Origin of the sequence: Janthinobacterium sp. BJB304 (genome assembly GCF_002735765.1) — a bacterium.
Lineage (GTDB): Bacteria > Pseudomonadota > Gammaproteobacteria > Burkholderiales > Burkholderiaceae_D > Janthinobacterium.
Map to the genome: position 1 here is coordinate 1 of NZ_PDZN01000041.1, position 18,960 is coordinate 18,960.

The window sequence follows — 18,960 nt, forward strand, 5'->3', positions numbered from 1 at the left end:
AGCTTGTAAATACTGCGCCGAGCCACACCCGACTCTCTGACTATCGCGTCCATGCCTGTCGCGTGAATGCCCCCGGAGTAAATGAGCTTCTCCGTGCTTGCCAACAGGCGGGCGTTAAGGGGCGAGTCTTGGGAAGTGTCCATGTGACGTAAGATGTAGAATGATCGTTCTCAATATAGTAGAACGATCATTCTTGTGGGTCAACTATTTTTTTTGGTTTCTGAGCCAAGAATTGAGCACCTCTACTAAAGTGATTGTATTTTTGAGATCGACAGCCCCTTCCCTACACCGAACTCCTTCTTTGCATATGACCGGCGGCAGATCGCCACAAGAGATTTTGGACGACTGAAGTCCCGTAGCCCATCGGCAAAGGCTGTGCTGATATTTTCCCCTCAGCCGGTAACTCTGCAGGCGCAAAACCAGGTCAGGACTTTCGCATGCGGATTCCTCTTGTGGATGATGTATTTCATGATTTCGAGACTTCGTGGCTCGGCGTACGGGGGCAAGATCAAACTGAATCGCCACATGAAGCATAGACACTCCTGATCCATAGCTCATGAAAGACAAAAAACCGATGAATTGCGTTAGGAGCCCGGGCGCCCTGCCAAGCAGCTGGTGTGCGATCTCGTCGCTGCCTGCTCCAACGACAAGATCGGGCCTGGCCTATCTATCTCCCCTGCCCTGCAAAGACTACTGCCGCGCTCAAGCAAAAGCCGCTTGAGCTTGGGCGGGTTCCTCCATAAACACTTCCGTGGCTAAACCTCTTGCAACAATAATCCCTGGATTTGTGGGGCGCGGATCAATCGATTCGAGTGCTTTTTCGCATCATTTCCACTCTACAACGATGCATTTAAGTTAAAGTGTTGCGTTGATAGATTGAGTCCGCAGGCGGAACCTGCCGACGACCGCAACCGGCCAACAGCAGACATTTGTATTGCGCAGGAAACACTCATCACCCGGAAGCCACCTGACTATAAAAACGATGAACCAAGAACTAGAACTTGACGACCAAATGCATCAGATGATTAAAGCCCATTGTGCTCGCGGGGACAGTTTGGCCGAGGCACGGAATTTCGAAGATGCCATTGCGGCGTACAACGATGCATGGCGCTTAATTCCTGCCCCAAAGAACGATTGGGAGGCTGCTACTTGGGTTCTAGCAGCGATCGCAGATTCCGCCTACTTGGGTGGCTACACAACGACTGCAAGAGAAGCCATTGAGTACGGCATGACCTGCCCTGGCGCACTCGGCAACCCATTCATGCATCTACGTTTCGGGCAAATACTGTTGGACAGCAATGAGAAAGATCGTGCAGCTGATGAGTTGATGCGCGCATATATGGGAGCTGGCCCGGAGATTTTTACACACGAAAACTCCAAGTATCTTTCTTTCCTTAAGTCTCGGGCAATACTGTAATCAAGGCCCGCTTTGAGGCGGAACATGCCGAAGTCTGCAACCGGCCTATTGTGTTGAACAAGTCGAGCGGCAAGATTTTCTGGAGGTCTCAGATCTCCAAGCAGTCGGTGATCATTCAATAGCGGCGGTTCTGGCCAGTCTAGGCTGGCAGAATTTCTATCTAAATGTCAACGTACCTGCGTTTTTCAACACAATAGGCCAGAAGCGGTCACTCAACGTATCCCTTGGAAATAAATGCAGATGGAAGTTAAATTTCTTAGTCTTGGCGAGCAAAGTGAACATGGTCGGGTCCTTGTTGCTCGCGGCCCAACCTCAGAATCCAACATCGTTGCCAGTGTCTTGATCGCTCACCATAGTGCGCCGGTGACTCGCGTAAACATTCTTGCCAGCGCAGGGTACTCATGCTTTCAGAGCACACGTTTCGCTGAGAGCATCGTTTACATCGGCTTTGGGCAGTTCGTGTTCGTCGTTGATCTTTACCTTGGCGAAGTTCGTCGCCATCAGCTGGACGGTTACTTTGGCCATTTGTACGATTCGCGCGACCTTGAGAACCTAAATAGCCGCATCGCAGTGCTTGTAACTTCTGCATCTGAAGTTCTTGCTTTTGACCATACAGGAGGTCTGATCTGGGAGCAGTCGCCGCTTGGGATCGACGGTGTAGTCCTTTACGATGCGAGCGCGGGTCAGATTCGTGGTGATGGTGAATGGGATCCACCAGGCGGCTGGCGCCCATTTAGCCTAGTTTCAGAGTCAGGAGCAATACTTCAATGACCGGTATGGGGCGAATCTAGCCTGACGATACAGCCGCTAGATTTTCACCCTGACAACCTGCCATGTTGCCCCGAACGGCCGGGTTCGGCCAGGAGCAGACGGACGAAAGATAGTGAAACCGCGTCGAGCAGAGATAGGTATGGTAAAAATTAACACAACAGGAACTATCATGAATTCTGAACATCCAACTCATCAGGTTCGAGTTGAGTATGACCCGGAAAAAACAGGAGGCTATTTCATCGTTGAATGGTGGGACGGTAGTGGTGGTCCAAATCCAAATCGTGCTTTTGATTCATGGGTGGAGACTTTGAGCGGCGTGTCTCAGTTCATTGCCGAGTCTGGATGGAAAATCCGTTGGCAATAAAATATAAGGCTTAAACCGGCCAAAAGCGGACCCAGCGAACGCTTATGCGCTCCAGATATCGAGGACTACCATGCATAAGGTGCAAGAGCGATTAGAGCAATACTGTTCAGATCTGCCAGACTTGAAGATTATCGATTGCGGAGCCTCGTTCGAGGTCAGATGGAAAGACAGTTTTGGGGCGCTTGTTCACAAAGACAGTGATCATAGGGAGGCAATGGTCTGTTGGGAGGCCAATCCCTACACGCCAAAAGAAAAACGTGTCGAGTGGCCTTTGCTCGCAACTTGGCTGCGCGAGAACGTTCGATAGCGGCCGAAGCCAATCTCGCAGCTGAGGTACGCACGCGTCCGCTTCGGGGCGGAAGCGGACGGTGCCATTAGGGTAAAACACCATCGGTCGCTTGGACTCTCCTGATCCATAGGTCTTGAGCGTTGAAAAACCGATGAATCGTGTTTGGAGCCTGGGTGTCCTACCAGACTCCTGGCGCGCGATCTCCTAGCTGCCTGATCCAACGGCGAGATCGGGGCTGAGTCTATCTCCCCTGCCCTGCAGACACTCCTACCGCGCGCTAGCAAAAGCAGGCCTTCCCTAGCCATAACTGCCGGCGAAGGATGGCATAGCTGGCCGAGGCAACAGCAGAGCGCCTGCTTCTGAGCGCTACCTCGGCACAGTTGGCTACGATAGACTAGCCCGTCTCCGGCTTCGTGCCCTCGGCCAGATCGGGGGCTTTGCGCGCCGGCGGTGGAGTTGCGATTACGGCTGACGCAACATGGCACCTGACGGCATCACGCCAGAACAGAAGTTTGCCTTGGCCGCTTAACCTCTACTTTTAGAGCGCTCTAAAAGTGGGGGGATTACCCGCTCACCTGTCTCCGACCTGTGCCGCAAACTTGGCATCAGCAACGCCACATTCTACAAGTGGCGTTCCCAGTTCGACGGCATGGATACCTCACTCATGACCCGAGCTGCGCCGAGTGGTGCAGGTATTTCCCGATACAACGTCATAGCAAGGCCGACTTGTATCTGTCGAGTAAATCAAAAGGATTAACGCTATTCGTTTTTGCGGCAAAGTCCGCACCAACCAGCATTGGCCAGTGATGAACTGCCAGGCGGGTTCCAAACTCATCCGCACGATGAACAAGGATTGGCTCCAGAACGTGCTCAGGGACACGATAGTATTTGATCAGGCGATGTGCCAAACCCGGATCTACAATGACGTCATCGCCTATGGTTAGCCACATGTGCAAGCGCTGAGATCCCTCCGTTGGAGGCACGCGGAACTCGTCACGAATGTTATCGAGGGTGGCCTCGTATTCGAGGTTGCCTTGGATGGTTACTTCGCCTACGACTAAGTCAACATCGTAGCCGCCAATACGCAACCAAGCAAACAGATGAGTTGCAAGGGTCTGGCACGACGCCCCCCAATATCCAGGGATTACTCTTTTTAATCGGGACAAAAATTCCTTGTTGCAGAGGTCGCGGACTGCCTCTACCGTTTCGTCGTGCACACTACGGTAAGCGCGCACGGTTGGTAAAGGCGTCAGTCCGAGTTGCTCGGCTTCCTTCACGGCGGCTTCAAGCATACGTCGGTACTCGACGGAATGCGGTTTGAAAACGTCTGCTCGGTCAATAGCCTTTGCCCTTCTTTCCTCTCTGCTGCCACGCTTTTTTGCTTGTCCCATCGATTTCCTTTAGTCCCCGTCCAATGACGTAGTCAGTGATTTCCCCTGTCGTTCAGATTACCAGCCAATCTGTGGCTTCGAACTCGCGGCTGGACGGGTCTTCCATTGTGTAGCGATCAGCTGATCCTCGCGCATATCTTCCCTCACCGGGCCAGCACCACGCCGCTGCTCTCGATGCCTCCGCCCCGTCGGACCGGGCGCGGATGCCTTTGTCGGCAGCGCCGCCAGGACGCATTTTCAGCAACTCGGCCGTAAAACTTTCGGTATTGGCATGCGTGAATAGCATATTCGGTGCTCACATCGGCTCACCATTGCGCGCCCTGCTCTTCGCCCATCGACGGATCGAAGGCACGTTGATAGATTTCAATTGTCTGGTCCTGGCGCACGATCGCCCCCCTATTAGGATAAATCAAACAAAACGATTTATACCGTTTTTCCACGTACAGCCAACTTTAGATCGCACAAACACTGCAATGTCACATCACTAGGAACCCCAGCAGCTTTAAGCCGAATTGCAAATTCAATTGGTGAGATCGTCGGCTGGCGCACTGCTTCTACGATGGCCCTGTAAATTACGTCAACATGCATCGGCCGACGCAAAACTGCTCTCACATTTTCCAAAAGCGCACCACTAGATCTCCACCAACTGGAACTCCAAATATACCGATACTTATTTGACGTAAAAGCGGGATCGACATCATAAATCCGAGTTGTATTTTCTTGTCGAGCAGCAATCATTTCACGTTCATTCTGCTGTCGTTCCGCTTCGAGAGCGGCAGCAGCACGTTTAGTCTGCTGTCGTTCCGCTTCCAGAGCCACAGCAACACGCTCATTCTCAATGCGTTCGTTTTCAAGCTGTTCAATGAATCGAATGGTGTTTTCCAGCAACATGGCTCGTTCGTCGTCTGTAAGTCGTCTTGCATCGCCGCCACCATAATAAGGCGCTGCCGCTGTACCCAGCCCACCATAGAGCTTTGCAAAACATTGTGATCCCAGGACATGGAACTTGCCACTATCAAGGACGACGTGTATGCGCTTGAATACTGAATGACCGCATCCGTCGGCCTGGCACCTTATTCTATTGGCGTGCGATACTTCGACGATACTCAACAAATGGGATTGCGGTTCAGGCGCTGATATCATCTTGCGTTTTCCTTCATGAAATCTCTGAAACTCTGGGTCTATTGGCCGAAATTCTCGCTTGATAGGCCTGTCGCTCAGCATTTACCTTGTCCCTTTGCTCGCTCAATTGAAAATCGCGGTTTGAACCATCTTGCTCTTGAGACAGAGATGGCAACGATGCGTATTCACGGAGCCTCTGCGCTAACTCTGAGATAGTAAGGCCCAGTACGGCATATCCGTACCGGCGCGCCCAAAAGAATTCTGTATATTCTGGCGGATCATCCAGCCACTCTTGCGCGACCTCGCGGTTCAATTGCTCGATGCGGTAAGCCAGACCTAAAATGTCATACATCAAATTCTGCGGGAGAGCCTTCCAGTTCACATCGATCTCGAGCGGATCAAAATTAGGGGTACTAACCGTTGACGCATGACAACCACCGCTCCCGGCCGGTCGCCCCTCCTCCGTCCCGTCATCATATGCAACATGAAGACAAGCAGTTGCCAGGCGATCTAAATGAGCAACTACCAGAATAGCCAAGTAGCTTGCCTCTTTCAGATTTCGCTCCATTTCCCGTTTTGCCTCACGTTGCCAAGTCAGCCTTCCACCCAGCCAAACGCCCACAAGTCCAGCACTTGCAGATATCGCGCTCTGTATGACACCCCACTCGATCGGCATTTGTTTTCCTTGTAGTCCGTTATATGGTATTTTTCTATACGAGTTAAATGCTCAGGACTTCTTCAGATTTTTCTTCCTAGCGGGTCGTTCCTGCGCCGCATGTAATAATTCTTGTGCACGCCTCCAGCCAGCAGCGCTCATATAGGCAGGCCCCCTTTCATCTAAGCGCCGAATTTTATCTGCTCGAATTTTTTCCGGGTGAACTCGCTTAGATTCATCAGGGCGACGCGCGCGCGCGTCTGCACTGACAACACTAATAACGTCTTCACGCGAAGCTCCCCATATCTGCTTAAGAATGCCCACGTTATATCCCCGCTTTCTCATCGTAATTCTATAGTCGATCCTGAATACCCGTGTGGAGTGTCCTAGACACCCTGAACACCGAAATTTTCCCATCTACAGCGCGTTGAATTCATCGCCATCAACTCGCCACTGCAATTTGCATCCAGCAGATGGGCAATTTACGGTGATGCTTGTACTGGTCAACGCAAACTGGCCATCAGAAACATTTCTATCAGTGGCCACCGCATGCCAGGTTTTACCACATGTGCAACGGAAATCTGCGGATTCAATCCCACCGACTAGCCGAGTAGCTCCGGCCGCAAGCGGTGCGTGCGTGACTTTGTGACGTCTTACGTTATTGACGCTGAACATATTCTTCCTTGGTGCCGGCGTCCGGCCGGCTGGCGGGCGCCACCAGGACGCGGAATACTCCTCACTGGCCAGACACATCGACCGACCACTTCAATGCCTTATGGCTCGTCACGCGGACCATAAGGTGATAATGAGCGTTTCCTTTCGATACTCCAACAAGTTACTTCGCACCTCAAAGAAAGTTCTTTACCCCCGCAGCCTCCAACAAATCATTGAACTGAATCGCCATCAATAGCTTAGACCCTCTTGACTCATAGTTTTAAAACGATGAAAACCCATGGAGTGTTGGGACTTTGGTGTCGTGCCAGGCACCGGGGCTGCGATCTCGTCGCTGCCTGATCCAACGACGAGATCGAAACGAGCCGTCTGCCTCCTGCCCAACACTCCATCACGCGTTGATCGAGCCAACAAAAGCAGCGTCGACCTCTGCGCCGGCTCTAGCTGGCCTCGCGGATCAGGATCATCAAACTGCTGACCGACAACGGTTCGCAATTTACCGACCGCTTCACAACAAAGGACAGGAAGCCCAGTGGCCAGCACGCTTTCGATAAAGTCTGCACCGCCATGGGTATCGAACACCGCTTGGCACCGCCCCGGCATCCGCAAACGAATGGCATGGTCGAACGATTCAACGGCCGTATCAGCGAGTTATTGCAGCAGACCCGATTCGATTAGCCGGGCCGATCTGGAGACGACCTTACTCAACTATTTAAAGCTCTACAACCACCATATTCCACAACGGGCCATCGGTGCTAAAACACCCATCCAGGCGCTCACGGAATGGCAGCAAAAGAACCCTGACCTATTCGTGAAGCGCGTTTATGATCGAAAGGGACTGAGCAACTACGCCATTACCGACGATTAAGACTACGACTCGGCACCATACGCTTCCACCGCTTAAGGTACTTGCAAGCACATTAATAGGTAAGTATAACGTTGGATTTACCGGTGGCAGTAGGTTACGTTGCCCCTCACGCCGGCGGTAAAACTGTTTTGTTGAGTTTCTCTACAAATGAGGTCGCCGCAGACCAAAAGAAGTCGGCGACGTCGTCAGAAAAATAATGCCAGTTATTTTCCTCGTCAATATGTCTTGACTCAAGCAACCCTTTTTTCAATAGGAAATCCTCGACTTTTTTGTAACCGCCGGAAAACTCTTCTTCCCAAAAGCCCCCTACATTAGGTGGGAAATATAGTTTATAGCCAACAGCCCGGCCGTGAGCAATGACATTACGAAAGTAAAACAATGTCTTGATATTTTCCCAAAGTCCTGGCTCCCGGAGAGTCTCGTTAGCCTTTTTGCCAACAACGAGTGCAAAGATTTCATCGTACCCTTCGCTCCCGGTGGTTTTGGAAACCCGAAGACGAAGATCGTCTATCAGACGCTTATATAAAGGAGTAGAGTGTTCACCACTCGCGTTGATATTTTTAATAAGAATTCGCTCAAAGTTACCTTCGATATAACACGCAGATGCAAGAATGATAGAAAAGTTAATTCCAGCTCGAATTGCCTCCGGAATGTCTGGAGAAGCCCTTTGCTTCGTTTGCCACTCAATCCACGGTGGGATGCACTCAAAGATATGAAAGGATTCGTGTGCTACCGACCAGTTGCTTCGAACAGATGCCATAATTTTTCCTTGGGAGCCAGTCTATAAATTTACATTTATGAAATTGGTAATATAACATGATTTTTTGCGAGATTACACACCCCTATGCCACTACTGGAAGACAGCTTGCCTTTTGAGATCATTGGAGGCACACCGCGTTGAGTTGATTCTGTTTCCATGCCATTGCCATTTTATGAAAACCTACTCCGTCGCGTAGCATTTCAGGGCAACTTAGTACGCGGCCAGCGGTAGTCTGCACGTCCCTGTTATATCGGAAATAGCGAGGAAGTTGGTTCTCTTGTCTATCATCCAGATCCTAGCCATGTTCAGCGGCGAGCAACTCCATGGGCGCCAACTCCTCCTCTAACATGAACGGCCCGGAGGCGACCGCCAAGCGTAGCGATACGTCTTCGAGCTCGGTTGACGGAAAGTAACCAGCCACCGGAAGCTTCGCACCGATGTGGGACGCACCTTGGAAACCACGTGCCGTTACGCAGTGACTAGTTGTCTGATAGCATTGCAATTCACGAACAATAACAGAAGCCATACAGGCGGATGAAAGACGGAATGAATACTGTTGAGATATTTGATTACAATCCAGCCTGGAAGGCTCAGTTTGCGAAAGAGGCTGAAATAATCCAGTCAAAGTTTAAAAACGAAAAGATATATATTGACCATGTTGGGTCCACCTCTATTGCCAACATTGCAAGCAAACCAATAATTGATATTTTAATATCAATTAACAACTGGAGTAATGTTGAGCGGCTTGTACTACTCTTGGAGGGGTTGGGTTATATAATAGATGAAAAATGTGATAATGTTCCGAGATACTTCCTCACGAAATACAGGGATCGAGAAATTGGTTTTCATGTACACATTTGTGAGCCACACCGCCGATGGGGGCGAGAAATGCTTATTTTTAAAGATGAATTATCTAACAATCATGAATTCTCAAAAGATTATGTTAATTTAAAAAAGAAGCTTGCAATAGCGCATCATAAGGATGTTCGCGCTTATACCCACGGAAAAAAAATCTTTATAGAGACCCGTTTACGTGAGGTTGAAAATGAGTTTAGTGTAAACCAACTACTAACTCATCAGCGTGCGGAGTTAAATTCAGCAGAGCAGCTACAAGTAAAGATGATGTTAACGCAGATTTTAATATCACTGATCGCTGCCGCGTCGGTATATTCGAACGATAACAAGTATCTTTTTGCGGCCGCGGCGTTAGGTTTTATATTAATTTTACTTTGGACATATTATAACCAAAATCAGCAAATCCACCGCTCTGCGGGTGACCAGGCGCGTCGTGCAGTATTATTGATAAGTGGATTAGATAAGGATCCATCAATACAGCAGAAACTTAGAATTAGTGACGGATTTAGCGTTTCCGTCTCGAGTGATAATTTTCGACGCGAGGAAGACCACTTTGCTACCCGAGAATCACCAAGCTATAAGCGATTAGCGGAAATGATCGAAGAGTCGTCCTACTGGACGCGTGATCTACAAAGATACAGCGCAAACGTAGTTGGTTTTATATTTTTGGTTTTAGTCGGATTCGTCGCAATAGTGGTTGGAGCTGCAATAGTATCTATGCAGTCTGATAATTTAATATCTATTACACGAGCAATTCTGGCAATAATGGTTTTTTTGATTTCTTCAGATTCTTTGGTTTTATTTTTGGGTTATAAAAATTCCGCCGCTACCATTGACGAAATATTCAAGCGGGTTGAAAGTGTGGCGGCGAGAAATTATTTGGAATCAGATACTTTGCTGCTTATGTCAGATTATAATGCAGCGATTGAAAAAGCACCTTCAACTTTACCCGGCGTCTACCGTTTAAGAAAGAGAAGGCTTAATTTTCGCTGGCGGTCATATATGGAGGCAAAGTTAAGTAATAGGAGTGCAATGTAGCTCATGCAATCGTGATCTAGTTAGCATGTGGTTAAAAAACAAAATATCGTGCTTTGAGCAATTTTAGTGGCCGACTACATTAGTTTTCGATCTGAACGTTTATCCGAAATGGACTGCGAAAATAGCGCTGAACCGTCGTCCAACCAAATCCGCAACCCATCTGGTAAAGGACAGGTCCCTACGATTGCAAACACAATTCCGGTCGCATAAGATTTGGGGTTCTAATGGAATGGACGCCCTCTTTCAAACGGCATCGAGGTGCCAAAATAGGGGTGATATTCCCTTAATCGAAAGGAGCGTCCACCATGAAGATGACTACCGCAGGCATTGATCTTGCAAAGAACGTTTTTCAGGCTCATGGCGTAGATGCTCAGGGTAAAGCAGTGCTGCGCAAAGAGTTGGATCGATCGAAGGTGACGGGGGAAAGCCACGGCACCGTTTCCGCCGATTACGCATCCGCTACGAACGCCGTGCCGATATCCACCAGGCATTCCTCTCGCTTGCCTGCATACTCATCTGCTGGAGATACGCTCAGCGGTTTTGCTAGGCGTTCTAAAGCTACAAACTTACATCAGGATCTCGAAACGGAATCTTCCCGCTGTAAAATACTTGGATCGATTCCAAACGATTCGATCAACGTATCGCTCTCCATCATCCGGTGGATTGAAACGTAACTAGATGGGCGTGTTAATGAGCTGAATACGAAGCATGCAGCACGGCTGTCTATCTAAGAGTTCTGAGCCGTCCAGAGTTTAAAGAAGGCTCCATCATGGAGTCGATGGACAAAGTGTACAAAAAAATCACCGAGCTTAATAGCGTTCGCCGATCACATTGGCGACTTGGGAGGCTGCCTTGCACGTTTCTGCACCCTATTTCTTTTGACAGGAAAAAAATGATCTGCATCGATTGCGTTACTCCAGCGCCTCTTAAGGCGCTCATCTCCACTCATGAAAAGAAGCATCCTTGTAAGTTCTGCGGCATCGATAACGCTGCGATAGAGCCTAAAGTCTTGTTTGACTACATCCTTGATCGGATCGCCGAGAACACTGCAACAGAAGACGAACTATCCTCATCCGAGTATTGGATGCTTTTTGAAGGTGGCTCAGACGAAATCGCGCTTGAATTTTTAGATATTGTCCTTTCAGAGTGGGCGGGCCTGGGCGACGAACCATATTTTGACGAACTTTACGAGTATGCCCCGAAGGAGTTCAAGGTAAACTCAAGAGGCATGGATCGTCATTTTTTCGCGGATAACGGTCTTCTGGAGAGCAATTCGTACGAAGCGGCGTGGCACAAATTCACACTTGACGTCAGGCACTCGCATCGTTTCTTCAATCCGGACGCAAAAGCTTTTCTCGATTCGGTCTTTTCTTTCATGGCCGCTGAGGGAGACATGCTTAAACCCGAGTGTACCAGGGTGATTTCCAAAGGGGAACCGCTCTACCGTGCTCGATCCGCATCCGATTACCAAGGCGTAAAGAAGATTGCGAAATCTCCGGCAAGCGAGCTCGGAGCTACACCCAAAACCAAGGCCAGCAGTCAAAGGATGACACCAAACGGAATTTCGGCAATCTACTGCGCCTTAGAGCGTGAGACTTGCTTAAGCGAGATCCGCGCAATTACTGGGGACAACGTGGTAAGCATTGCAATGACGCCTGTCAACACGCTTAAATTCTTGGATCTGACGAAGCTAGACCAAGTCGAGGCACCAGCAAGGACCTTGCTAGATGAGGGCTGCCGCGACACTCAGAATCTTAAGGCCTTCGTTGCGTCATTGGTGAAGAAAATGTCCAAACCCAAAGGTCGCAATGATGAGCTGAGCTACCTGTCGACTCAGGTCGTTTTCGAGTATTTGCGGTTTCGCTTCGGCAGCCAAGTCAATGGACTCGTCTTTCCTTCCGTGCAAACTGGCGAGAAAGGAACTAACGTAGTCTTGTTTCCAGAAGCTAGTGTCGTAAGTGAAAAGAATTATCGCGATATGCCGTTCTATCAAGCTCCCGCCCCTGCTGCGGGTGGTTTTGAAGGCGATCTTGACCAGGACGCAGAGGAGCCATTTGAGGCTGGAGACATGCTCTACTGCGTGTCGGGTTCACTAAGATTTCATCGTGTCACGGCCATTGAGACCAAGGCTGACGAATACACTCATATTGGTTCGCTGTTCATGGCGAATTAATTTCTCGTGTCTGCATATTTAGTACAAATAGAAATTCGAATGATGGTCGCATAGCGTCAAGATCGTACGTCAGCCTGATGGACCGCAGCACGGCAGAAGTCGTGCTCGCCCAGTTGCCAGACGCTTTTACGCATTTCAACGAGGATATACTCGCTTATCGTTGAACTTGAAATCACCTCGCATGTACAGGAGGGAGCTCGCGCGCCGGGCTCCGGAAAGTGGGGCTAACTAAGCGATAGGCTGTGTCTGGTTATACCGGGCAAGATCACCCCAGCGCGTAGCTTGTCTATCTGCCAGCAGACAGTAAATGCGATCCCAACACTCAAACCGAAACGCGAAATCACTTGGCGGCACTCTTTGAAGGCTTCCGCATCGCTACAAGATTGAGTAGGCAGGCGTGGTCGGCGTAACCAAGCATGTTGTTGCAGGCAATATCTACAGTGAGTGCGGAAGCTAATTTTCCAATCGGGGAATCCGAGATCAGAGGGATGGCAAAAAATCGTGCCTTCGTCACACCGTTCGAGCCGCTCGCTCGCTCATAATTAAACTTGCTTTGCTATTTGGAAATTATTGCCCTATGCTATGGATCAATTTAGCGGACGTGAGAGGGCTTTTGAATGGGCGGTGAAACTGGACCTACAGCTGAAATAGCAACGCAAGTTTCAAATAAATTGCTGAAGTGGTTCCGCTGGGAGCGATTTCCGTTGAAAGATCGAAACTTCGACTGCTTGAAAACGGATAAGCACGCGCGGGCTAACAAAAAACAGAAGCACACGCATCCGACGGACGTAGTCTTTTTCTACCGTGACCCCTACCTAAACCGCCGGATACTCTTTAATACCGACCTCAAGAGCTACGCTAAAAGCTCCATTACTGGACCGAATGTCCGATCCGCCCTGCGGTCGCTAGCCCAGACAATCGATTGCGCACGCGCAAGTAGTGTATGGAAGGTTAGGTACGACGTGGAGGAGTCGGATGAAATTAGAGGACTACTCTTCGTCTACAACCACGACGCAGATTTCGACGACGGATTCGAGCGCTATTTTGCTCCATCAAAACGAAAACCGCCAAGTGAGGAGGACGCATCATCAGACGTCGGAGGAATTCCGCTTGAACCCGGCCAGCTAATACATATTATCCAGCCGCGGACTATCGCCTACATGCAGACCATCCTCAACGATGTCAATGCGATGCATATGGACGGAACATTTCCCAGGGCAAATTACTTCTTTTATTATCCAGACCAAAAACTTCACAAAGTTAGACTGGAGCGGCAGCATCGGCCGGCAACCATTGAAGCGTTGAGCGGACCGTATTTCATCGTTTCTCATGATGCTGTGGTTACGCGCGACGAGACCTCCGGAGAAAGCAGTCAAACGTTTGGAGAAGGGGCTGTCGTCTACTACAACCGTCCTGGGAAAACGCACTCCGAGTTCATGTATCTTTTCGACGTGCTCTCTAGCTGCCAGCTGTTAGATGGGGAAAAGCAAATTCGTATTCGAGTTGCACATCACAATCCTGACCCTGCTATCAAAAGTCACTATAGGCGAGCAATAAAGGCGTTTGTACATGATTGGGGGTTCGATGATTACATTCAATCAAAGCTGGACGCCATTAGTTTTGAAGTTCTGGACATTCAAAAGCAATCGTTTTCACTGACTAAATTGGGATGGGATCAATAATGGCATCGGGATCAATCTACAGTGCGAGTGACAAAGCGCTCTTCGATGCGATCAATCAAAGCTCTGTGACGGCGTCCGATCTTAGGGAATTGTTTCTCCGGCACGGGATGGTGATTGCTACGGGGACGCCTCGTAGGCAGCTTGCAATGCATTTTGCACGCCTGTCTCATGACTACGATGATTTCGAAACACTCGCACGTATTTTCGAGTCGCCCAAACGCCGTGAGCGTATGGGCCCGACGCGCATTACAGGAGATGCAAATCTGCAGCACATTGAGGCAGCGGCACATGCTGTGGTGGCGACCCTTATCGATCAGAACGACGCCGCGACTGTGACCGTAAATCCCGATGGAACAGTGCAAATTAACGTCAGGTATAAACAACTGCACTTTAACAAAAGTGAGTTCCGACAAGTCGAGAATAAGGAAGCTGTCATAACTATCGAGCAGGAAGGCGGAACACTCGTCCTCCGGGGACCTCAGAACGAAAAAGTCGATGAAGTCTCTGATGGGCTGGTTGACTATCTTACAAACGTCCTTAAGGTGGATGTCGAGACTGAACGCATCGATCTCAAAAGCGTTCCATCAAGCAAGGACAGGATTCAGTTTTTCCGCGCACTGATCGATGGCATTCCAGGCTACCAACGGAGCGATGTGACCGATTTATATTTGTTTAACCCGGACAAGAGGCGCACGGGCCCGACCGTAGCGAATGAAGAAGACAGTTCAGACATTTCGGGTGACGAAGAAATAGATCTTGGTATTCACATCAAGAGCGCGAGCATGAAGGGAGGTAATGTGCTGGAGTCGCCTCAACTTCGCGGGTTCTTTACCCAGGGTTTCTATGTATCGAAAATAGTTTGGCAGTGCCGCGAAAAGGGAGCGTTCGACTCCGATATTGTCGAGTTCGAAGCGCAATTCGGCGAACCTGGATTTTGTACGAACTTTTCCTATCTCGTCCGCGGTTACTATGAATATCAAGAAAATGGCGAACACAGCAAGAGTCGAAAGCAGTTCGGCACTGAAGGTGATCGCGAGGTAGGTAAACTGATCGAGTCTGCTGCGCGTGCAGCGGTACGTCAACTTCTCGAAAACGCACGAGGGAAAAATGATACGGCTTAAATGGCTCGAACTTTTCACTGATTACACAACAGCGAACCTTGCGCAGCTTCTAAGCGAACTCAGCTTCAGCGAGAGTTCCTTATTCGGTTTCGAATTAATAGATGTTGCCCGGCGAAAGATTGTCGCTCGTTTTGTTCAACAAGAAACCATAACTGAGACCTCGCAGAACCCGTTTGGCGAACATGTGGCGACCACATATGTCCGATACACTCGTTTTGACTTCAGGATACTCAAGAATAGCTCACGGCACGTGCTGTGCATCCACTCTCCCCCGCGTTCTTTGCGAAATTTCTTGAGTGCTTTGAACCGGGCTCTAAATGGGGACTGCGCTGTTGGCGAGTTGAACGTAGATATCTGTGAATTTATTAAATTGGCGCGAAATAATCTCAGCTCAAAAGGAGTGAAAGTCGTCCAGGCGGTCTACTTCGATGTTCCCCTTACGAACGAAAGTACATGCAAAGTGCAGATCGCATCCGAGCGCGACGCCATAAGCGATTTCGAGGCCAAACTTGTATCAGGGCGTTTAGAACGAGCTACGATTCAAGTCGGAACTCCGCATGCGAGTAATGTCCAGTTTGATATAGGACGCCGGGGAACTCTTCGTTTTGATGAATCGCAATGGGACGATCTCAGTGCCCTTGATGAGTTGGTCTTGAGTGCTGGACTATAGCCTGCGAATCGATTGTGTGAATCGCCACGAACTCACTAGACACTCGCAAGTCGCTTGAAATGCGGCTTTTTGTAGGACCCGGAGCAACTTATTGTTGATGCGGTGGCGTACGCACCGTTCCCGTCCCGCCGCCCCCTAAGCTGGACACGTCTGGCTGGTGTGGTACGGTGGCGCGGCCAACAATAGGTCGCCGTTTCATTCCATCTTGTAGGCGAGTTGCTGCCTGAACTCGCCCCCCCTCTGGTCGAGAATGGCACGGTGCAGCGCGGCTTTCTGACGCACACTCTTGCCCGGCAGACCACATCACCAACTGATGAACCAGATCGGTGCCGTCCGGTGCAGCCCTCATCGCGCCAGCTGCTGCGTTGCTAGTCGATCTTGCGACGGCGGCAGGTGGTCGATCAGGTCTACGGCGCCGACGCGGCCGGCTGTTGGCTATTACCCTGAGGCTGCTTCGGTGACTGTTGCGTCACCCATGCGGATCGGCCGTGTTGCCGGATCAGCTCGTGCAACGCGGTCGGCCGATCAGTTCCCAGTCATTCGCCGATGTCGCTAAGGCCTCGGATGACAGGTATCCTCCCTGCCCTGCAAAGACTCACCCCGCTCAAGCAAAAGCAGACCTTCCTTAGCCGCAACCGCCGGCGAAGGATGGCTTATCCGATCGAAACAGCAAAGCGCCTGCTTCCACGCGCTTTAGCGACACAGCTGGCTTTGACAGCGAGGCCTATCATCTGCTTGAAGCGCGGGATAAGATCGAGAATTTTGCGCGCTGGCGGTGGAGTTGCCACCACGGCCGGCGCGACATGGCACCTGACGGTATCACGCCAAAACAGAAGCTTGCCTTGGCCGCTTAACCTCTACTTTTAGTGCATTCTAAAAATGGGGGGATTACCGTCAACTGGTTACATAACGGCACAGGCAGCACAACGGGACATCAGCCATTACCTGATGCGCCGGTATAACTGGATACGGCCACATCAGTTCAACCAGGGACTGGCACCTGCCGTCGCCGAAGAAAAACTTAACGTAGTGTCCGGGATGGGTTGACCACTACATCTAGCTTAGCTACTGTCGTTGGAGACTCTTCTGCTGCTCAAGGGACGTAGTAAATCTTCGATAGCAAGTCTTGGATAATGGGCAGCTTGAGGTCGCTTTTACGCTTCAGAAGGAATCGAAGGAACTCGTCGTCCTGTGGCTTGGGAAAATAGTGCGACGGCTGAAAGTCGAACTTCCAAGCCTCGTGCCCTACAAGTTTCAACGCGACATAAATCCGTTGTGCGGCGTTGTTTGGCGCGTGCCCCCAGCCTGTGGAAAAGAACATGGCTGATTGCGCGGCTGGCCGGGTGCACAAAAGGCGGCTCGGCGCCAATTTCTCATCTTCGAACAATTCATGATTACTAAAGCCACCGAGGCCATAGACGATTGGCGCCGCATCGGAGGTCGCGCGCGTGGCCGTAGTGATACCGTCTGCATTCGTCTTGAATGTGTGAAGTGCAAAAAACAAGGCCACATCAATGTCATGCGTGACATCCAAGCCCACGCTTGGAAGGCCGTAGTGCTGTGCTGTCGCGAAACCCCACATCCGATAGCGATAGGAATTGACGAAATTCAGTAGCTCCCGCTGCGTTCCCTGTTCTCTCACTCGCTCGTGAACATAGAGATCCAGTAATGCGGACCATGCGCCGAAGCTGTCTGGGAAGTACAGATCCGTTCTTGCTGCGGAAGGCAACAAAGAAGGCTCGTCTACGTCCTCAGCTCCATAAAGCCGGAGCAGCTCCTCCTTCGTGCGCCCCTTTTTCTCCGTCGTATAGTGGCTGGACTGCCCGCGCCATACTCCTCTAAAGTTTGGATCACCCGATTTCACGCTCCCAGCGATAGCGCGTACTTCCTTAATAGAACTGACCTCAATAACAGGTACCCGGCGGAACGGTACTCGTAAGAATGTTCCATTGGCTAGATCATCCAGGGGGCCAACGGGAAGATCATCCGTGAGCCCATACACCGCAGCGCCGTGGGCCGGAGTCCAACTCCAACAGTTTCCGTAAAGTGGATCTAGGTATCCTGCAGACCCGGCGCTATTGTTGACTAGTCCGATATCACAAGCAGGTGAGACCCGATCTGCAATCGGATTAACGTTATGCAGGTGGGCGAAGAGCTGGTCAACGGAGCTCATCGAGCATCCTCTGGCTGGCTTGCATTGCTACTCCTATCAAAGCTGGGTCTACTGGAGGGAACATTTGAACATTCACGGCCCGGTAAGCGGTATCAATGTTAGCGTGCCCCGGAGAGGCAAATCGTGTGCCAACTTCCAAGCCAAGCGCATAGAAACACCCTGCCTCGATAAAGCTTGGCAGGCAAGCGTCGGCGTAAGGTCTATGAAAAATCGTTGGGCGCCCCCCCGTCGTTTCTTCAGCTTCGGCAACTATATCGCACAACTGCTTGGTGTATTCGTACTTGTCCAAATAGAGACCCATGAGACAGTTTAAGGGCGCTCGGATAAGCTCAATCACGGCGGGTTGGTCTTGGATGCGGAACGCTCGCTTGTCGGGCATACTGGAAACCCTTCCCACCTGAACGTTGGGCCTAAAACGCAGCGATTGCAGTGCAAGTCCAGTCTCCTCAGTGATCTGCGGATCCAAGGCGCGACAAACAGCAACCTTCTGGGAAGGCACAACGTATCCATCCATCAGGTATCGAAGCAAGATTGCGAATATCTGCTCAAACTTAGGGTCTGCATGATCCAGAGGCATCAGCAAAAGGCTATCAGGCTGGTCGCCAGGAACAGTTCGCGCCTCAAGTATGCGCGCAGCGACCATGACGTCTGCTACGGACGTCCAGGCAGACAACTCACCCAATATCTCGGCGCTCCTTGTTTTTGGAAAAAGCTCGTCGCTCATCGCACCCTTCTCCGCTTCTTGGCGGTCACTTAGCAATTCTGGTTCTGTGTACCGAGTTTACTTACGGCCCGGCATACGAAATGGATCATGAAATAGCCCCTTGATTCACCAGACACAGCCTATGCGTTATTCTTACGGATAGGAATAGGACTGTGCATATGACTAGGAACAAGCAAACAATCGAGGTGGTGACGGTGAGCCAGGAGCGCCGCAGG

15 protein-coding genes and 5 pseudogenes are annotated in these 18,960 nt (G+C 50.5%); 13 read left to right on the plus strand and 7 right to left on the minus strand.

Annotated features, from left to right (window positions below; genetic code table 11):
• The coding region (locus tag CSQ95_RS28510) for a helix-turn-helix domain-containing protein (protein WP_143450120.1) at window positions 1-143 on the minus strand (143 nt) is incomplete at its 3' end.
• A gap of 839 nt (window positions 144-982) precedes the next feature.
• Between CSQ95_RS28510 and CSQ95_RS28515 the strand changes: the two genes are divergently transcribed.
• From CSQ95_RS28515 to CSQ95_RS30255, 4 genes and pseudogenes are all read left to right on the plus strand, one after another.
• A complete protein-coding gene (locus tag CSQ95_RS28515) occupies window positions 983-1,417 on the plus strand; it encodes a hypothetical protein (RefSeq protein ID WP_099411951.1) in 435 nt (144 codons plus the stop codon).
• 234 nt (window positions 1,418-1,651) lie between these two features.
• Entirely contained in the window at window positions 1,652-2,188 is a 537-nt protein-coding gene (locus CSQ95_RS29495; protein ID WP_143450121.1) for a hypothetical protein, read from the plus strand.
• Window positions 2,189-2,357: 169 nt separating this feature from the next.
• Entirely contained in the window at window positions 2,358-2,552 is a 195-nt protein-coding gene (locus tag CSQ95_RS29500; RefSeq protein ID WP_143450122.1) for a hypothetical protein, read from the plus strand.
• Window positions 2,553-3,415: 863 nt separating this feature from the next.
• Window positions 3,416-3,514: pseudogene (locus CSQ95_RS30255) on the plus strand (transposase); the annotation flags it as partial.
• A gap of 37 nt (window positions 3,515-3,551) precedes the next feature.
• On the opposite strand, the gene CSQ95_RS29505 reads toward CSQ95_RS30255, so the two are convergent.
• From CSQ95_RS29505 to CSQ95_RS28530, 3 genes are all read right to left on the minus strand, one after another.
• Entirely contained in the window at window positions 3,552-4,232 is a 681-nt protein-coding gene (locus CSQ95_RS29505; RefSeq protein ID WP_143450123.1) for a hypothetical protein, read from the minus strand.
• 423 nt (window positions 4,233-4,655) lie between these two features.
• Window positions 4,656-5,375: a hypothetical protein gene (locus CSQ95_RS29510; protein WP_143450124.1), complete on the minus strand. Its 720-nt coding sequence runs from the start codon at window positions 5,373-5,375 to the stop codon at window positions 4,656-4,658.
• A gap of 13 nt (window positions 5,376-5,388) precedes the next feature.
• Window positions 5,389-6,030 (minus strand): hypothetical protein, encoded by a 642-nt coding sequence (locus tag CSQ95_RS28530; RefSeq protein ID WP_099411954.1) that lies wholly within the window; start codon window positions 6,028-6,030, stop codon window positions 5,389-5,391.
• A 1,098-nt stretch (window positions 6,031-7,128) separates the two neighbouring features.
• Between CSQ95_RS28530 and CSQ95_RS28535 the strand changes: the two are divergent.
• Window positions 7,129-7,549, plus strand: a pseudogene (locus tag CSQ95_RS28535) (integrase core domain-containing protein); the annotation flags it as partial.
• Window positions 7,550-7,655: 106 nt separating this feature from the next.
• Here the strand turns inward: CSQ95_RS28535 and CSQ95_RS29515 are convergent.
• Entirely contained in the window at window positions 7,656-8,309 is a 654-nt protein-coding gene (locus CSQ95_RS29515) for a hypothetical protein (RefSeq protein ID WP_143450125.1), read from the minus strand.
• Window positions 8,310-8,855: 546 nt separating this feature from the next.
• On the opposite strand from CSQ95_RS29515, the gene CSQ95_RS28540 reads away from it, so the two are divergent.
• The 8 genes and pseudogenes from CSQ95_RS28540 to CSQ95_RS28570 form a co-directional block, all read left to right on the plus strand.
• Window positions 8,856-10,202, plus strand: a complete 1,347-nt coding sequence (locus tag CSQ95_RS28540; RefSeq protein WP_180279200.1) for a GrpB family protein — start codon at window positions 8,856-8,858, stop codon at window positions 10,200-10,202.
• Between the two features lie 305 nt (window positions 10,203-10,507).
• A pseudogene (locus CSQ95_RS28545) lies at window positions 10,508-10,615 on the plus strand (IS110 family transposase); the annotation flags it as partial.
• A 20-nt stretch (window positions 10,616-10,635) separates the two neighbouring features.
• Window positions 10,636-10,749, plus strand: a pseudogene (locus tag CSQ95_RS28550) (IS5/IS1182 family transposase); the annotation flags it as partial.
• Between the two features lie 345 nt (window positions 10,750-11,094).
• Entirely contained in the window at window positions 11,095-12,375 is a 1,281-nt protein-coding gene (locus tag CSQ95_RS28555) for an RES family NAD+ phosphorylase (RefSeq protein ID WP_099411956.1), read from the plus strand.
• 617 nt (window positions 12,376-12,992) lie between these two features.
• Complete coding sequence (locus tag CSQ95_RS28560) at window positions 12,993-14,057, plus strand: hypothetical protein (RefSeq protein WP_143450126.1); 1,065 nt, start codon at window positions 12,993-12,995, stop codon at window positions 14,055-14,057.
• Window positions 14,057-15,178: a hypothetical protein gene (locus CSQ95_RS28565; RefSeq protein WP_099411958.1), complete on the plus strand. Its 1,122-nt coding sequence runs from the start codon at window positions 14,057-14,059 to the stop codon at window positions 15,176-15,178. Before CSQ95_RS28560 ends, CSQ95_RS28565 begins: the two co-directional genes overlap by 1 nt.
• A complete protein-coding gene (locus tag CSQ95_RS29520; protein ID WP_143450128.1) occupies window positions 15,165-15,848 on the plus strand; it encodes a hypothetical protein in 684 nt (227 codons plus the stop codon). Before CSQ95_RS28565 ends, CSQ95_RS29520 begins: the two co-directional genes overlap by 14 nt.
• Before the next feature lie 873 nt (window positions 15,849-16,721).
• Window positions 16,722-16,895: pseudogene (locus tag CSQ95_RS28570) on the plus strand (IS3 family transposase); the annotation flags it as partial.
• A gap of 46 nt (window positions 16,896-16,941) precedes the next feature.
• Here the strand turns inward: CSQ95_RS28570 and CSQ95_RS28575 are convergent.
• Window positions 16,942-18,021 carry an FRG domain-containing protein gene (locus CSQ95_RS28575; RefSeq protein WP_099411959.1) on the minus strand — a complete coding sequence of 360 codons (1,080 nt, stop codon included), beginning with the start codon at window positions 18,019-18,021 and terminating at the stop codon, window positions 16,942-16,944.
• Window positions 18,008-18,745 carry a hypothetical protein gene (locus CSQ95_RS28580; protein ID WP_099411960.1) on the minus strand — a complete coding sequence of 246 codons (738 nt, stop codon included), beginning with the start codon at window positions 18,743-18,745 and terminating at the stop codon, window positions 18,008-18,010. The genes CSQ95_RS28575 and CSQ95_RS28580 overlap by 14 nt, the downstream gene beginning before the upstream one ends.
• Window positions 18,746-18,960: the final 215 nt, after the last annotated feature.